Annotated in this window: 13 protein-coding genes and 2 tRNA genes; 11 read left to right on the plus strand and 4 right to left on the minus strand. The window is 60.5% G+C overall.

Annotation, left to right across the window (positions count from 1 at the left end; all coding sequences use genetic code 11):
- Window positions 1-73 precede the first annotated feature (73 nt).
- The 5 genes from hflK (at window position 74) to BM026_RS11625 (ending at window position 7,014) form a co-directional block, all read left to right on the plus strand.
- A complete protein-coding gene (gene hflK / locus BM026_RS11605; protein WP_028615515.1) occupies window positions 74-1,249 on the plus strand; it encodes an FtsH protease activity modulator HflK in 1,176 nt (391 codons plus the stop codon).
- Complete coding sequence (hflC, locus tag BM026_RS11610) at window positions 1,249-2,115, plus strand: protease modulator HflC (RefSeq protein WP_025857365.1); 867 nt, start codon at window positions 1,249-1,251, stop codon at window positions 2,113-2,115. The genes hflK and hflC overlap by 1 nt, the downstream gene beginning before the upstream one ends.
- Window positions 2,116-2,408: 293 nt before the next feature.
- Window positions 2,409-3,596 carry an ATP phosphoribosyltransferase regulatory subunit gene (locus tag BM026_RS11615; RefSeq protein WP_016972601.1) on the plus strand — a complete coding sequence of 396 codons (1,188 nt, stop codon included), beginning with the start codon at window positions 2,409-2,411 and terminating at the stop codon, window positions 3,594-3,596.
- A 54-nt stretch (window positions 3,597-3,650) separates the two neighbouring features.
- Complete coding sequence (locus tag BM026_RS11620) at window positions 3,651-4,940, plus strand: adenylosuccinate synthase (RefSeq protein ID WP_071491676.1); 1,290 nt, start codon at window positions 3,651-3,653, stop codon at window positions 4,938-4,940.
- Between the two features lie 139 nt (window positions 4,941-5,079).
- Window positions 5,080-7,014, plus strand: a complete 1,935-nt coding sequence (locus tag BM026_RS11625; RefSeq protein ID WP_071491675.1) for a methyl-accepting chemotaxis protein — start codon at window positions 5,080-5,082, stop codon at window positions 7,012-7,014.
- Window positions 7,015-7,122: 108 nt separating this feature from the next.
- Here BM026_RS11625 and BM026_RS11630 read toward each other — a convergent pair whose 3' ends face one another.
- From BM026_RS11630 to BM026_RS11645, 4 genes are all read right to left on the minus strand, one after another.
- The gene (locus tag BM026_RS11630; RefSeq protein ID WP_093121275.1) at window positions 7,123-8,682 is read right to left on the minus strand and encodes an ABC transporter permease; all 1,560 of its coding nucleotides are present in this window, start codon (window positions 8,680-8,682) and stop codon (window positions 7,123-7,125) included.
- Window positions 8,682-9,707, minus strand: coding sequence for an extracellular solute-binding protein (locus tag BM026_RS11635; RefSeq protein ID WP_092246624.1), 1,026 nt, complete (start codon window positions 9,705-9,707; stop codon window positions 8,682-8,684). The genes BM026_RS11630 and BM026_RS11635 overlap by 1 nt, the downstream gene beginning before the upstream one ends.
- Before the next feature lie 145 nt (window positions 9,708-9,852).
- A tRNA-Leu gene (locus tag BM026_RS11640) sits at window positions 9,853-9,939 on the minus strand.
- A 152-nt stretch (window positions 9,940-10,091) separates the two neighbouring features.
- Window positions 10,092-10,178, minus strand: a tRNA-Leu gene (locus BM026_RS11645).
- A gap of 225 nt (window positions 10,179-10,403) precedes the next feature.
- Here BM026_RS11645 and rnr point away from each other — a divergent pair.
- The 6 genes from rnr (at window position 10,404) to rplI (ending at window position 16,156) form a co-directional block, all read left to right on the plus strand.
- Window positions 10,404-13,031, plus strand: coding sequence for a ribonuclease R (rnr, locus tag BM026_RS11650; RefSeq protein ID WP_071491670.1), 2,628 nt, complete (start codon window positions 10,404-10,406; stop codon window positions 13,029-13,031).
- Window positions 13,028-13,789 carry a 23S rRNA (guanosine(2251)-2'-O)-methyltransferase RlmB gene (gene rlmB, locus BM026_RS11655; protein WP_093528605.1) on the plus strand — a complete coding sequence of 254 codons (762 nt, stop codon included), beginning with the start codon at window positions 13,028-13,030 and terminating at the stop codon, window positions 13,787-13,789. Before rnr ends, rlmB begins: the two co-directional genes overlap by 4 nt.
- A gap of 290 nt (window positions 13,790-14,079) precedes the next feature.
- Window positions 14,080-14,502, plus strand: a complete 423-nt coding sequence (gene rpsF, locus BM026_RS11660; protein WP_003236224.1) for a 30S ribosomal protein S6 — start codon at window positions 14,080-14,082, stop codon at window positions 14,500-14,502.
- 28 nt (window positions 14,503-14,530) lie between these two features.
- Window positions 14,531-14,761 (plus strand): 30S ribosomal protein S18, encoded by a 231-nt coding sequence (gene rpsR / locus BM026_RS11665; protein ID WP_002551829.1) that lies wholly within the window; start codon window positions 14,531-14,533, stop codon window positions 14,759-14,761.
- A gap of 36 nt (window positions 14,762-14,797) precedes the next feature.
- A complete protein-coding gene (locus BM026_RS11670) occupies window positions 14,798-15,691 on the plus strand; it encodes a YybS family protein (protein WP_071491668.1) in 894 nt (297 codons plus the stop codon).
- 18 nt (window positions 15,692-15,709) lie between these two features.
- Window positions 15,710-16,156: a 50S ribosomal protein L9 gene (gene rplI, locus BM026_RS11675; RefSeq protein WP_003171376.1), complete on the plus strand. Its 447-nt coding sequence runs from the start codon at window positions 15,710-15,712 to the stop codon at window positions 16,154-16,156.
- Window positions 16,157-16,254 lie beyond the last annotated feature (98 nt).

The raw sequence follows: 16,254 nt of genomic DNA on the forward strand, positions 1-16,254 counted from the left end.
GCAGTGGCAGGCATTCTGTAGCATTGGTCGGCGCGCCGTGGGTGCGTCTTTGCTTTATCAGATGGAGAGCGCTATGGCTTGGAATGAGCCGGGTGGCAACTCGAATAATCAGGATCCCTGGGGTGGTAAACGCCGCAATAATGGCGACCGCAAGGGGCCACCAGATCTCGACGAGGCCTTCCGAAAGCTGCAGGAAAGCCTGAATGGGTTGTTCGGTGGTGGGAAAAAACGTGGTGGTGACGACGGCGGTCGCACAAGCAAGGGCGGTGGCTATGGCCTGCTGGGCCTGGGTCTTGTCGTGCTGGCGGCCGTTTGGCTGTACAGCGCCGTTTACGTGGTGGACGAGCAGGAGCAGGCCGTGGTGCTGCGCTTCGGCAAGTACTACGAAACCGTCGGACCGGGCCTGAACATCTATTTCCCGCCGATCGACAAGAAGTACATGGAGAACGTCACGCGTGAGCGTGCCTACACCAAGCAGGGCCAGATGCTGACCGAAGACGAGAACATCGTCGAAGTGCCGCTGACCGTGCAGTACAAGATCAGCAACCTGCAGGACTTCGTGCTGAACGTTGACCAGCCGGAAATCAGCCTGCAACACGCCACCGAAAGTGCCCTGCGCCACGTCGTCGGTTCGACCGCGATGGACCAGGTGCTGACCGAAGGGCGTGAATTGATGGCCAGCGAGATCAAGGAGCGCCTGCAACGGTTCCTCGACACCTACCGCACCGGTATCACCGTCACCCAGGTGAACGTACAGAGCGCAGCCGCACCGCGTGAAGTACAGGAAGCCTTCGACGACGTGATCCGCGCCCGTGAAGACGAGCAGCGTTCGCGCAACCAGGCTGAAACCTACGCCAACGGCGTCGTGCCGGAAGCCCGTGGTCAGGCCCAGCGCATCCTCGAGGATGCCAACGGTTACCGCGACGAAGTGGTCTCCCGCGCCAAGGGTGAGGCGGATCGCTTTACCAAGCTGGTTGCCGAGTACCGCAAGGCGCCGGAAGTCACGCGTGAGCGTCTGTACCTGGACACCATGCAGGAAGTCTTCAGCAACACCAGCAAGGTTCTCGTGACCGGCAGCAAGGGTGGGCAGAACAACCTGCTGTACCTGCCGCTGGACAAGATGATCGAAGGTGGTCGTAGCAGCACCAGCGCACCGTCCACCGGTTCCAATGCCGCTGCCAACGAAGCGAGCGCCCGTGCGGCCGCCGACTTGCTGCAACAGCAAACACGTACCAGGGAGAGTCGTTGATGAGCAATAAATCGCTGACCGCCCTGATTGTGGGTGTCGTCGTGGTCATCGCTGCCTGGAACTGCTTCTACATCGTGGCTCAGACCGAGCGTGCGGTGCTGCTGCAATTCGGTCGCGTGGTCCAGGCGGATGTCCAGCCGGGCCTGCATGTGAAAGTCCCCTACGTCAACCAGGTGCGCAAGTTCGACGCCCGCCTGATGACCCTGGATGCACCGACACAGCGCTTCCTGACCCTGGAAAAGAAAGCCGTGATGGTTGACGCCTACGCCAAGTGGCGCGTCAAGGATGCCGAGCGCTTCTACACCGCGACCTCCGGCCTCAAGCAGATTGCCGACGAGCGCTTGTCGCGTCGTCTGGAATCGGGCCTGCGTGACCAGTTTGGTAAGCGCACCCTGCACGAGGTGGTATCCGGTGAGCGTGACGCGCTAATGGCTGACATCACCCGTTCGCTGAACACCATGGCGGAAAAAGAACTGGGCATCGAAGTGGTCGATGTCCGGGTCAAGGCTATCGACCTGCCGAAGGAAGTGAACCGCAGCGTGTTCGAGCGCATGAGCACCGAGCGTGAACGTGAAGCCCGTGAGCACCGCGCCAAGGGTAACGAGTTGGCCGAGGGTATCCGTGCGGATGCCGACCGTCAGCGTCGTGTACTGCTGGCTGAAGCCTATCGCGAGTCTGAAGAGGCCCGTGGTGATGGCGACGCTCAAGCCGCGGCGATCTACGCCAAGGCCTACGGCCAGGACCAGGAGTTCTACGCGTTCTACCGTAGCCTGCGTGCCTACCGTGAAAGCTTTGCGAACAAAACCGACGTCATGGTGCTGGACCCAAGTAGCGATTTCTTCCGCTACCTGGAAAAAGCCAAGTAATCAGCTCGTCACTGTGTAGGAAGCACTCCGTCGGGCGGCTAAAACGCCAGGCGGGGTGATCCTTTCAGAAAACGGGTGTATGATGCGGCAGCCGGGAAATTCCCGGCTTTTTTGCGTCTGCATGTTTGATTCGGCAGGCGTGACAGGTTTTTCGAGGAAAGTGCCCGACGAGGCCGATTGCAGGCCGTTCGTCACGTCGCTCTTGCGCGTGGTTTATGCAGGGGGCGGGTGTTTTCTGCTTCACTCAAGGCTCGGCCGAGGGCTGGCCGCCCGGATCAAAGGGGAATGGCGTAATGGCAACGGTAGACCGCTGGCTGCTGCCAGATGGCATCGAAGAAGTACTGCCACCAGAAGCTGCGCGCATTGAAGTAGCGCGCCGCCAGGTGTTGGATCTGTTCCAGAGCTGGGGTTACGAGTTTGTCGTGACCCCCCATATCGAGTACCTGGAATCCCTGCTGACCGGCGCGGGCCAGGACCTGGATCTGCGCACCTTCAAGGTCATCGACCCGCAGTCGGGCCGTCAGATGGGCTTCCGTGCCGATATCACGCCGCAAGTGGCGCGCATCGATGCGCACACCCTGCGCCGAGAAGGCCCGAGCCGCCTGTGTTACGCCGGTAGCGTGCTGCATGCTCAGCCACGTGCGTTGTCGTCGTCCCGCAGCCCGATCCAGTTGGGCGCCGAGTTGTACGGCGATGCCAGCCCAAGCAGCGACGTTGAAGTAATCAGCTTGATGCTGGCCATGCTGCAATTGGCCGACGTACCGGATGTCCACATGGACCTGGGTCACGTAGGTATCTACCGTGGCCTGGCCCGTGCGGCCGGTTTGTCTGGTGAAGTTGAACAACAGCTGTTCGATGCCCTGCAACGCAAGGCTATCGATGAAGTCATCGCCTTGACCGCTGGCGTGCCTGCCGATCTGGCCGACATGCTGCGCGCACTGGTCAACCTGTGTGGCGGCCGTGAAGTGCTGGTGGCAGCCCGTGAGCGCCTGGCCAATGCGCCGGCGCCGGTACTGGCGGCACTGGATGACGTGCTGGCAATTGCCGAGCAGCTATCGGCGCGTTTCCCGGAGCTGCCGCTGTACTTTGATCTGGGTGAGTTGCGCGGTTACCACTACCACACCGGTGTGGTGTTCGCCGTATTTGTACCGGGCGTTGGCCAGGCCATCGCCCAAGGCGGTCGTTATGACGATATCGGCGCTGACTTCGGTCGTGCGCGTCCGGCCACTGGTTTTTCCACCGATTTGAAAACCCTGGTGACCCTGGGGCGTGCTGAGGTCGAGCTGCCGTCTGGTGGCATCTGGATGCCCGACAGTACGGACGCAGCACTCTGGCAGCAGGTTTGCCAGTTGCGCAGTGAGGGTCAGCGTGTTGTCCAGGCCTTGCCTGGTCAGCCATTGGCCGCCGCCCGTGAAGCGGACTGCGACCGGCAATTGATTCTGCAGAACGGGCTTTGGCAAGTATCGCCACTGGCTTCTTGAGTTTTCCTGCCGGCCATCGCCGGCACCAAGTTTGCGCGAATGAGGACAAGTGTTATGGGTAAGAATGTCGTAGTCCTGGGCACCCAATGGGGTGATGAGGGCAAAGGCAAGATCGTTGATCTGCTGACCGAACATGCTGCCGCCGTAGTGCGCTACCAAGGTGGCCACAACGCTGGCCACACCCTGGTCATCGATGGCGAAAAAACTGTCTTGCACCTGATCCCGTCGGGCGTATTGCGCGAAGGCGTGCAGTGCCTGATCGGCAACGGTGTAGTAGTTGCACCGGATGCCCTGCTGCGTGAGATCACCAAGCTGGAAGAAAAAGGCGTACCGGTGCGCGAGCGCCTGCGTATCAGCCCGTCCTGCCCGCTGATCCTGTCCTTCCACGTTGCGCTGGACCAGGCTCGTGAAAAAGCCCGTGGCGAGCTGAAGATCGGCACCACCGGTCGCGGCATCGGCCCGGCCTACGAAGACAAGGTCGCACGTCGTGGCCTGCGTGTGGGCGACCTGCTCAACATGCCACGCTTCGAAGACAAGCTGCGTGAACTGGTGGATTACCACAACTTCATGCTGGTCGGTTACTACAAAGAGCCGGCCATCGAGTTCGAAAAGACCCTGGCCGAGTGCAAGGAATACGCTGAGCTGCTCAAGCCGCTGATGCTGGACGTGACCGCCGAGCTGCACGACCTGCGTCGCGCCGGCAAGGACATCATGTTCGAAGGCGCCCAAGGCTCCCTGCTGGACATCGACCACGGCACCTACCCGTACGTGACCAGCTCCAACACCACCGCAGGTGGCGTTGCGACCGGTTCGGGCGTGGGCCCGATGTTCCTGGACTACATCCTGGGCATCACCAAGGCCTACACCACCCGTGTCGGTTCGGGTCCGTTCCCGACTGAGCTGTTCGACGAAGTCGGCGCTCACTTGGCCAAGCAAGGTCACGAGTTTGGTGCGACCACCGGCCGTGCCCGTCGTTGCGGCTGGTTTGACGCCGTTATCCTGCGTCGCGCTATCGACGTGAACAGCATTTCGGGCATCTGCCTGACCAAGCTGGATGTGCTCGACGGTCTGGAAACCATCAATATCTGCACTGGTTATAAAGATGCGGAAGGTAAAGATGTCGCCCCGACTGACGCTGACAGCTACGTAGGCCTGCAGCCTGTGTACGAAGAAGTGCCGGGCTGGACCGAATCGACCGTGGGCGCCAAGACCCTGGAAGAGCTGCCGGCGAATGCCCGTGCGTACATCAAGCGTGTTGAAGCGCTGATTGGCGCGCCGATCGACATTATTTCGACGGGGCCGGACCGCAACGAAACCATCGTTCTGCGTCATCCGTTCGCTTAATAAGCTGTTGATGTAAAAAGCAAAGGGTTCCTTCGGGAGCCCTTTGTCGTTTCTGTCGCCCGAGCGGCACGACCCTTGCTTTGGTTCTTTCTTTCGCGGTGCTATCAAATTAATGGCACCCGTGATGGAGGGATTCCCGATGTCTGCCGTTCTCTCATTGTTACAAAGCCGTCTGTTGCGGCCGGTGTTCGTTACCCTAGGTATCGCTCTTTTGGTGCAAGTACTGGTGGCGGTCGCCCTGACGCGAAGCACGGTCACTGCACTGGAGGCTGATCTGGGCAATCGCCTGGGTGTCGACAGCCAGAAGCTGTCCGGCGAATTGGCCCAGGCTGGCAAGGAAGTCACGTCCAGTCTCGATAGCTTGTCGACAAGCACTCGCCAACGTCTGACCGCTGGGCTCTCGGCTCGCCTGCAGGAAGAGCAGAAGCAACTGCGTGCAACCCTGGAAAAAGACCTGAAAGACTCCGCCAATGACATGGCACAGCTGCTCGCCTCAGTGGCGCCCCGCGCCATGTGGGACAGTGACGTGCCGACGTTGTCGGAGTTCGCCCGACGCGCCCAGCGCAATCCCAACGTGCTGTTTGTGGTGTATGACGACGCGGCAGGTGAGCACCTGACTCGCTACCTGAACCGTGAAAACCCGATCAACCAGGCGTTGTTGGAAAAGGGCAAGGGTGATCGTGCCCTGGATAAAGTGCTGGATGCGGCCAAGGATGATCCTTCTGTGTTCTACGTGGAAGCGTCCATCAGCCCGAATGGTGTAGAGATCGGCAAGGTGCGCATGGGGGTTTCGACAGCTGCGGTTGAAGCAGACTTGCAAGCGCTCGACAAGCGTTTCGCGGCGCTGATCGCCAGTGGTGATCAACTGGTCGGCGACAGCCTCAAGGGCGCAGCGGCCGACAGTGCTGCGGCCATGGGCGCCCGTCTGCAATCTGCGCAAGCCACAGCCACCCAAATGACGGCCAACACCACCAGCGCCGTCCAGGACGCTGCCGGCACCCTGCGCTGGCGCATTGGCATGGGGCTCGCGCTGGTCGGTCTTGGCGTATTGCTGTTGATCGCTGTTGTGCTGGGTCGTCGTGTGGTCAACCGCTTGAAGCTGTTGATCGCGGCCATGGATGATCTGGCGGCGGGCGAGGGCGACCTCACCAAGCGCGTACAAATCAGCAGCAAGGACGAAATCGGCGACATGGCCTCGGCGGTCAATCGCTTTGTGGATAAGTTGCAGCCCATCGTGCGTGAGGCGGGGGATGTAGCCCAGCGAACGGGTGTGGAAATCGGCGCCATGACCTTGCGCAACGCCGGTGCCGATGCGGCCGCGGGCTTGCAGCGTGATGAAGTGGCTGAAAGTCTGCGTGCGCTGTCGCAGATGGCAGATGAAGCTCAGGCTGAAAGCCACGCCATGCAGGCGGCGTTGCAACAGGTGGTGGATATTCGTCAGGCCACGGACGAGAACTCGCGCACCTCGGCTGAAGTCGGCAGTTTGATCGAGGCACTGGCGGGGCAGGTGCAGGCAGGTTCCACGGTTATCGAGCGCCTGGCCCAGCAAAGCGAGCAGATCGAGGTGGTGCTGACCGTGATTCACGGTATTGCCGAGCAAACCAACCTGCTGGCACTCAACGCGGCGATTGAGGCGGCACGTGCCGGTGAAACCGGGCGCGGCTTCGCGGTGGTGGCGGATGAGGTGCGCGCACTGGCGAGCAAGACCCAAAGCTCCACCGGCGATATCCAGGCGCATATCGTGGCGTTGCAGCAGGGCGCGCGGGAGGCGGTGGAAACCATCGGCAAGGCTGGGCGCCAGGCCAACGAAGGCTTGTTGGTGCTGCGTGACAGCGTGCGTTTGCAGCAGACGGTGCAGGCCTCGGTGGAGCAGGTACATGCCGCGATTGGTTTGGCAACACGTGCAGCCGAGCATCAGGCCCAGGGCGCCCATGCGGTGCGTGGTCGGGTGGAGGTAATCCATGCCCAGGCCGAGCGTGCCGCGCAGGCGGTGGTGGAGACCACCGCCAGTGGCAAGGTGCTGGATGGGTTGGCGGCGCAGTTGAAGGCGAGCCTGGGGCAGTTCAGGGCGTAGTGTTGCCTATACCTGCCTCATCGGGGGCAAGCCCCCTCCCACATTTGTCAGCATTCCATAGCTGGAACTCGGTCAACTGTGAGAGGGGGCTTGCCCCCGATGGCGGTCTCAACGGCTCAGATACATCCGCGTCGTGAGCAGATAAACCGGCAACCCCGACACCACTATCAACAACGCCGCATAAGGTGCCGCCGCCGCAAATTCCACATTCGAAGTGTGCGCCCACACCGCCGTCGCCAAAGTATTCAAGCCGGTCGGGCTGAGCAGCAGCGTCGCCGTCAATTCCTTCATCGCATCCAGGAACACCAGCGCAAATGCTGCGCCAAGGGCCGGGAAGATAATCGGCAGCGTCACCCGACAAAATGCACTGAACGACGAAGCGCCCAGCGTGCGTGCAGCTTCTTCAAGCTGTGGCGCCGCCTTGTTCAGTGCCGTGCGAATCGGTGCCTGGGCCAGTGGCAGAAACAGTAGCGCATAGGCAATCAGCAACAGTGCCGAGGTCTGGTACAGCGCCGGCACGTAATGCAGGGCGAAATACACCAGGCTCAGTGCGATCACCAGGCCGGGCAAGGCGTGCAGCAGGTAGGGCAGGCGCTCGGCCCAGATCGCCAGCTGACCTTTGTAGCGCACTACCAGAAGTCCCACCGGCACCGCCAGTACCAGGCAAAGCGCGGCGCCGCCGAGAGACAGTGCCAGGGAGGACAGCAACGCCTCACTGATCTCGGCCAGCGGAAACGCAGCCGACGAACCCACCGCCAGCCAATAACCGAGCATTCCCAGGGGAATGCCGCTACCGATGATCGCCAACGCCAGGCAATACACCTGGCCCAATGGCGCCCACTTACCCAATCGCACCAGCTCCGCATGTCGCGCTGCGCCCTGGCCAATGCGCACGTGCCGGCCCTTGCCACGCACGCGCAGCTCCAGCCACAGCAGCGTCAGGCACATCACCAGCAGCACGGCGGACAGCATCGCAGCATTCGCATTGCTGAATTCCAGCTCGAACTGCTGGTAGATCGCGGTGGTGAAGGTCTGCAACCCAATGATCGACAGCGCACCGAACTCCACCAGCATATGCAGCGCGATCAGCAATGCCCCCGCCAGCAGCGAGGGCCACAGCAGCGGCAAGGTGACGCGAAAAAAGATGCTCCAGCGATTCAGTCCCAGGGTGCGGGCCGACTCTTCCAGTGCGGGATCAAGATTGCGCAGCGTCGCCGCCACCGGCAAGAACACCAGCGGATATTTGGACAGGCTCATCACCAGGATGGCGCCACCGAGCCCTTCGAAACTGGCGCTCAGCGACACCCAGGTAAAGCTGCTGACAAACGCCGGTACCGCAAACGGCAGGCACAGGATCACGCCCCAGATACGTCGCCCCGGCAGGTTGCTGCGCTCCAGCAGCCAGGCGAGGGACAGGCCGATCACTGCGCAGCCCGCCGTCACGCCCACCATCAGCGCCAGGGTGTTGCGCAGCAACCCAAACACATAAGGTCGCCACAGCAGATGCACCGCTTCCGCCCAGCCCGCTTGCCAGGCCTTGGTGCCGACGTACGCCAGCGGCAACAGGCTCAAGCCAACCAGAAACAGCACCGGCAGCAACAGCCAGATCGACGGACGTTTGCGCCTTGGGCTGAGCCCTGTGCGCAGGGCGGGTAGCGACGGGTTCATCAGTTCAAGCCAACGTCACGTTCCAGGTCCAGGGCTTCTTCGGCGTTGCCCAGGTCGGCCGGGGTGACTTTCGGCGGTTGCAGTTCGCTGAAAGGCTTGAGGCCGCGATTGGATTCCATACCCTTGCGCAGCGGGTATTCGGCCGAGGTGTTGGTGATCACGCGCTGGCCTTCTTCACTGGCCATGAACGCCAACAGTTGCTGGGCTTCCTTGGGGTGCTTGCTGGATTTCAGCGCGGCGGCGGAAGACACGGTGATCAAGCCGCCGGCGTCGCCATTGGTGAAGTAGTGCAGTCGGGAATCCAGATTGGTCTTTTCTTTCTTCAGGGCGAACCAGTAGTAGTTGTTCACCAGAACAGTGGCCACTTCGCCGTTTTCGACGGCTTTCAGCGCAACCATGTTGTTGCTGTACACCTTGCCGAAGGCGCGCAGGCCGGTCAGCCATTCTTCAGCCGCTTCGCGACCGTGCAGCTTGATGATCGCCACGGCTTGTTCCTGGAACGCGCCGCTGGTTGGCACGAAGCCGACTTTGCCTTGCCACTCGGGGCCGGCAAAGTCGAGTACCGATTCGGGAAGGTCTTTTTCAGCAATCAGCTTCGGGTTGAAAGCCACAACGCGGGTGCGCGCGGTCACGCCCATCCAGTCGCCATTGGCGCCAACATAATCCTTGGGCAATACGTCGAGGGTGCTGGCGTCGATCCTGGCCAGCAGGCCTTGCTCGCCGAGTTTGTTCAGCGGAGGCGATTCTTCGGTGTAGATCACATCGGCGGGCGAGCGGTCGCCTTCTTCGACGACTTGGCTGGCCAACTGGTTGCTGCTTCCTTTGCGCACGTTGACGTGGATGCCGGTCTTGGCTTCGAAGGCCTTGGCGAGTTCATCGCCGACTTCTTTGTGCTGGCCGTTGTACAGGGTCAGGGAGACCTTGTCGGCGGAATAGGCGGTGGGCGAGAGCAAGGTCAGGCCGAGCAGGGTGAGGGTCAGGCCACGCAGAAGGGATGTCTTGAGACGGGTATCGCGGATGGTCATCCGAAGTTTTCCTCGCTTGTGTGCAACAAATCATTGCAAGGATAAACGATAAAGTTTCTCAGGTGCGGACGCAGGCGGAAATCGGCTGGGAAGTTTTCAAACCCCGGAAACGAAAAAACCCGCTTTCGCGGGTTTGATCTGAATTTGGTGCCCAGGAGAAGACTCGAACTTCCACGACCTTGCGATCACCAGCACCTGAAGCTGGCGTGTCTACCAATTTCACCACCTGGGCATTATCAACAACGCTTGCGCTGTTGATGGAGCGAACTATACGGAGGGCTTTTTGATCTGTAAACCCCTGATTCAAAAAAATAAATCAAGTTTTCCGTTAAAAATCAGAGCCTTGAAACGAAAAAACCCGCTTTCGCGGGTTTGATCTGAATTTGGTGCCCAGGAGAAGACTCGAACTTCCACGACCGTAAGGTCACCAGCACCTGAAGCTGGCGTGTCTACCAATTTCACCACCTGGGCATTATCAAACAACGTTGCCGTCGTCGATGGCGCGCACTATACGGAGGGGATTTTAAGCTGTAAACCCCCGCCACGAAAAAAGCCTGGAAAATTTCGCCAGTGGTCGTGCAAGGTGCCTGTTGCGGGCTGCAAAGGGCTTTAAAAGGCTTGTTGACGTCTGAAATTTCCCGTTTCAATACGCGTATGCCAAACTAACCCGCATATAGACAAGGTGAAAACTCTCTAATGGCCGATTGGCAGTCCCTCGATCCCGAGGCCGCTCGTGAAGCGGAAAAATATGAAAACCCTATTCCTAGCCGCGAACTGATCCTGGCGCACCTCGCCGATCGGGGCTCGCCTGCTAGCCGCGAGCAGTTGGTTGAAGAATTCGGTCTGACCACCGAAGACCAACTCGAAGCCCTGCGCCGCCGCCTGCGCGCCATGGAGCGCGACGCACAATTGATCTACACCCGCCGTGGCACTTACGCGCCAGTGGACAAGCTCGACCTGATCCTCGGCCGCATCGCCGGCCATCGTGATGGCTTCGGCTTCCTGATCCCGGACGACGGCAGCGATGACCTGTTCATGAGCCCGGCGCAAATGCGCCTGGTGTTCGATGGCGACCGTGCCCTGGCGCGTGTTTCCGGCCTGGACCGTCGCGGTCGCCGTGAAGGCGTGATCGTCGAAGTGGTGTCCCGTGGTCACGAGACCATCGTCGGTCGCTACTTCGAAGAAGGCGGCATTGGTTTTGTGGTGCCCGATAACCCCAAGGTGCAGCAGGAAGTGCTGATCACCCCGGGCCGCAATGCGAATGCCAAGGTTGGTCAGTTTGTCGAGGTGAAGATCACCCACTGGCCGACCCCTCGCTTCCAGCCGCAGGGTGATGTGATTGAAGTGGTCGGCAACTACATGGCGCCGGGCATGGAAATCGATGTCGCGCTGCGTACCTACGATATTCCTCACGTCTGGCCTGAAGCCGTCGTGAAGGAGGCGCGCAAGCTCAAGCCGGAAGTCGAAGAGAAGGACAAAGAGAAGCGCATCGATCTGCGCCATCTGCCGTTCGTCACCATCGACGGTGAAGACGCCCGCGACTTCGACGATGCGGTCTACTGCGAAGCCAAGCCGGGCAAGCTGCGTCTGTTCTCCGGCGGCTGGAAGTTGTATGTGGCGATTGCCGACGTCTCCAGCTACGTGAAGATCGGTTCGGCCCTGGACAACGAAGCCCAGGTGCGTGGCAACTCGGTGTACTTCCCCGAGCGCGTGATTCCGATGCTGCCGGAAGAGTTGTCCAACGGGCTGTGCTCGCTGAACCCCAAAGTCGACCGTTTGGCCATGGTGTGCGAGATGACTATCTCGAAAACCGGCGAAATGACCGATTACCAGTTCTATGAAGCGGTGATTCATTCCCAGGCGCGCCTGACCTACAACAAGGTCAGCACCATCCTGGAACAGCCGAAAACCAGCGAAGCCAAAGCATTGCGCGGTGAGTACGGCCATGTCGTGCCGCATCTCAAGCAGCTCTATGCGCTGTACAAGGTGTTGCTGGGCGCACGTCACACCCGAGGCGCGATCGATTTTGAAACCCAGGAAACCCGGATTGTCTTCGGTTCCGAGCGCAAGATCGCTGCGATCACCCCGACCACCCGTAACGATGCGCACAAGCTGATCGAGGAATGCATGCTGGCGGCCAACGTGGCCACCGCTGAGTTCCTGAAAAAGCACGAGATCCCTGCGTTGTACCGGGTGCACGACGGCCCGCCGCCGGAGCGTCTGGAAAAGCTGCGCGCGTTCCTCGGCGAACTCGGCCTGTCCCTGCACAAAGGCAAGGACGGCCCGACGCCGAAGGATTACCAGGCTCTGCTGGCCAGCATCAAGGACCGCCCGGATTACCACGTGATCCAGACCGTCATGCTGCGCTCCCTGAGCCAGGCGGTGTACAGCGCGGATAACCAGGGCCACTTCGGCCTGAACTACGAGGCGTACACCCACTTCACTTCGCCGATCCGTCGTTACCCGGACCTGCTCACGCACCGTGCGATCCGCAGCGTGATCCATTCCAAGATGAACACCCCGCACGTCAAGCGCGCCGGTGCCATGACCATTCCGAAGGCGCGGATCTATCCGTACGACGAAGCGGCCCTGGAACAGCTGGGCGAGCAGTGTTCCATGAGCGAACGCCGCGCCGACGAAGCCACCCGCGACGTGGTGAACTGGCTCAAGTGCGAGTTCATGAAGGATCGCGTAGGCGAATCGTTCCCGGGTGTGATCACCGCCGTGACCGGCTTCGGTCTGTTTGTGGAACTGACCGATATCTACGTCGAAGGCCTGGTGCACGTCACCGCCTTGCCGGGCGACTACTACCACTTCGACCCTGTGCATCACCGCCTGGCGGGCGAGCGCACCGGTCGCAGCTTCCGCCTTGGCGATACCGTTGAAGTGCAGGTCATGCGCGTCGATCTCGACGAGCGCAAGATCGACTTCGGCATGTCCGATAAACCAGCCGAATCGCCGGGCAGCCGTAAAAAGCGTGGTAGCGAACCGACCAGCAAAGGCAAGGCCGCGCCTGCCAAAGCAGCGACCGTCGAGCCTGCGCCAGCCAAGGCCGGTCGTCGTTCATCGACCAAGGAAAAGGCCCCCGAAGCCTACCGCCCAAGCGATGCAGCGGCGAAAAACGCCGAACTGCGCAAGAGCCGTGAGTTGAAGCAGCAGTTGCTCAATGAAGCCAAAAGCGGTGGTAAAGCGGCGTCTGGGGGAAAGTCCCACGGGGCGGAAAAGCCGTCGAGCAAGCCCAGTAAACACCGTAAAGGCCCGCCAAAAGCGGGTTCGGCTCCCGCGAAGAGCGGCGGGTCGCGCAAACCTAAGGCCAAGTCATGAGTCTGGAAAAAATCTACGGCGTCCACGCCGTAGAAGCACTGCTGCGTCACCATCCCAAGCGCGTCAAGCAAGTCTGGCTGGCGGAAGGGCGCAGCGAGCCGCGCGTACAAGCGCTGGTTGAATTGGCCACGCAAAACAAGGTTGCCATCGGCCAGGCCGAGCGTCGTGAAATGGACGTGTGGGTAGAGGGTGTTCACCAGGGCGTGGTGGCGGATGTCAGCCCGAGCCAGGTCTGGGGCGAGGCGATGCTCGACGAGCTGCTCGACCGCACCGAAGGTGCACCGTTGCTGCTGGTGTTGGACGGCGTGACCGACCCGCACAACCTCGGCGCCTGCCTGCGCTCGGCGGACGCTGCCGGTGCGCTGGCGGTAATCGTGCCTAAAGACAAGTCGGCGACGCTGACGCCGGTGGTGCGTAAAGTCGCGTGTGGCGCAGCCGAAGTGATTCCGCTGGTGGCCGTGACCAACCTGGCGCGCACCCTGGAGAAGCTCCAGCAGCGCGGCCTGTGGGTGGTGGGTACGGCGGGAGAGGCCGAGGTCAGCATTTATGACCAGGACCTCACCGGCCCGACCATCCTGATCATGGGCGCCGAAGGCAAAGGTATGCGCCGCCTGACCCGCGAGCATTGTGATTACCTGGTGCACCTGCCGATGGCCGGTAGTGTCAGCAGCCTCAACGTGTCGGTCGCCACCGGCGTCTGCCTGTTCGAAGCCCTGCGCCAGCGTGGCGCAAAGGACAAGGCCAAAACGAAGAAGTGATCAAAATGTGGGAGGGGTCTTGCCCTCGATAGTGGTGTGTCAGTTGCAGATGATGTGGCTGATCCTTCGTAATCGGGGGCAAGCCCCCTCCCACAGTGTTTTTGGGGTGTCTGGAAGATTGTTCAAATAATCACCAATCACCTTGCACGCATCCTCCCCCTTCTCTACAATTGCGCCCCTTGCCTTCCTGGCGGGCACCGAGGTGCCTCCCTGCGGCAAGATCCATAAGTGTCATTCACTCCTTGTCTGACCGTTTTTGAGCGGCAGGCTACAACCCGTAAGGAGCATTCATGCGTCATTACGAAATCATCTTTTTGGTCCACCCGGATCAAAGCGAGCAAGTCGGCGGCATGGTTGAGCGTTACACCAAGCTGATCGAAGAAGACGGCGGCAAAATCCACCGTCTGGAAGATTGGGGCCGTCGTCAACTGGCCTACGCAATCAACAATGTTCACAAGGCTCACTACGTGATGCTGAACGTTGAGTGCACTGGCAAGGCCCTGGCCGAGCTGGAAGACAACTTCCGCTACAACGATGCTGTGATCCGTAACCTGGTCATCCGTCGCGAAGAAGCCGTTACCGGCCAATCCGAGATGCTCAAGGCTGAAGAAAACCGCAGTGAGCGCCGTGAGCGTCGCGACCGTCCTGAGCACGAAGGCGCTGATAGCGCTGATAGTGATGACAGCGACAACAGCGATAACGCTGACGAGTAATCCACGGACCTTTTAAGGAGCCTATCAAATGGCACGTTTCTTCCGTCGTCGTAAATTCTGCCGCTTCACCGCTGAAGACGTGAAAGAGATCGATTACAAAGATCTCAACACTCTGAAAGCCTACGTATCCGAGACCGGCAAAATCGTTCCAAGCCGTATCACCGGTACCAAAGCACGTTATCAGCGTCAGCTGGCCACCGCTATCAAGCGCGCCCGCTTCCTGGCCCTGCTGGCCTACACCGACAGCCACGGCCGCTGAGACCGGGCAGTCGACAAGTAGTAAGGGATTGAATGCATGCGCGCCTTAGCTGAGTTCATCATGCGCGGTCGCGTGCAGGCCACTCTCGTAGTGGCTGGATGTGCAGCATTGCCGTTGTTGTATTGGTTGGGTGCTGCCGCAGGTTGCCTTGTGCTGCTGCGGCGCGGTTTGCAGGATGCCCTTGGCGTCCTGGCCCTGGGAGTGCTGGCCGCCTTGATCTGGTGGCTGCAACTGGGCGAACCCAAGGTACTTCTGGTACTGCTGGGATCGTCGAGCCTTGCGTTGGTTTTGCGCGCAAGTGAGTCCTGGGCCCGCACGCTGCTGGTCAGCGTGGCAGTGGGGTTGGTGTTTTCGGTGTTGATCGACGCGGCTTTCCGCCCGCAGATCGAGGTGCTGTCGCAAGAGATCGTCAAGGTCCTGCCGATGGCCCTCGGGGAACTCTACCAGCAGCTTTCGGTAGATGAGCGAGCGCGTCTTGCGACACTGATTGCACCGGCCCTGATCGGCCTGATGGCGGTAATGATGCAGATTGTCAGCGTGCTGAGCCTGATGCTTGGGCGATATTGGCAGGCGTTGTTGTACAACCCGGGTGGTTTTGGTCGCGAATTTCGCAGTATCAGAATCCCCGTGGGCCCGGCGATGTTGCTGCTGGCACTCATGGTGGTCGGACCGTACTTCGGTTCACAAGCCACCTTGCTGGTGCTGTTTTGCAGCGTACCGCTGGTGTTCGCCGGACTGGCCCTGATTCACGGGCTGGTCGCGCAGAAGCGCCTGGCCAAGTTCTGGCTGGTGGGGATGTACGTAACAATGGTGCTGTTCATGCAGCTGATCTATCCGTTACTCGTGGTTCTGGCCATTGTCGACGGCCTGATTGATTTTCGCGGTCGTCTGGCGCCGAAAGACGCCGATAACGCGAACGGTGAAGGTTAAAAGTTAGAGGATTTTCACATGCAACTGATCCTTCTGGAAAAAGTCGCCAACCTGGGCAACCTGGGCGACAAAGTGAACGTTAAGGCCGGCTACGGTCGTAACTACCTGCTGCCATACGGCAAAGCCACCGCTGCAACCGCTGCCAACCTGGCTGCGTTTGAAGAGCGTCGTGCCGAGCTGGAAAAAGCCGCAGCAGACAAAAAAGCTTCGGCCGAAACTCGCGCTGCCCAACTGGCTGAGCTGGAAGTGACTATCACTGCCACCGCCGGTGACGAAGGCAAGCTGTTCGGTTCGATCGGCACCCACGACATCGCTGATGCACTGACCGCCTCCGGCGTTGAAGTGCAGAAGAGCGAAGTTCGTCTGCCGAACGGCACCATCCGCAACGTAGGCGAATTCGACGTAGCCGTGCACCTGCACGCCGAAGTTGAAGCCACCGTACGCGTTGTCGTGGTAGCAGCTTAAGCCGCACCTAACTGGCTGGCACCTCGCGTGCCAGGCGGTTAACATCGGGCACGATCCTGTTTACAGGTCGTGCCTTTTGTTTTTCTACACACCCCAAA

Origin of the sequence: Pseudomonas sp. NFPP24 (assembly GCF_900112095.1) — a bacterium.
Lineage (GTDB): Bacteria > Pseudomonadota > Gammaproteobacteria > Pseudomonadales > Pseudomonadaceae > Aquipseudomonas > Aquipseudomonas extremorientalis.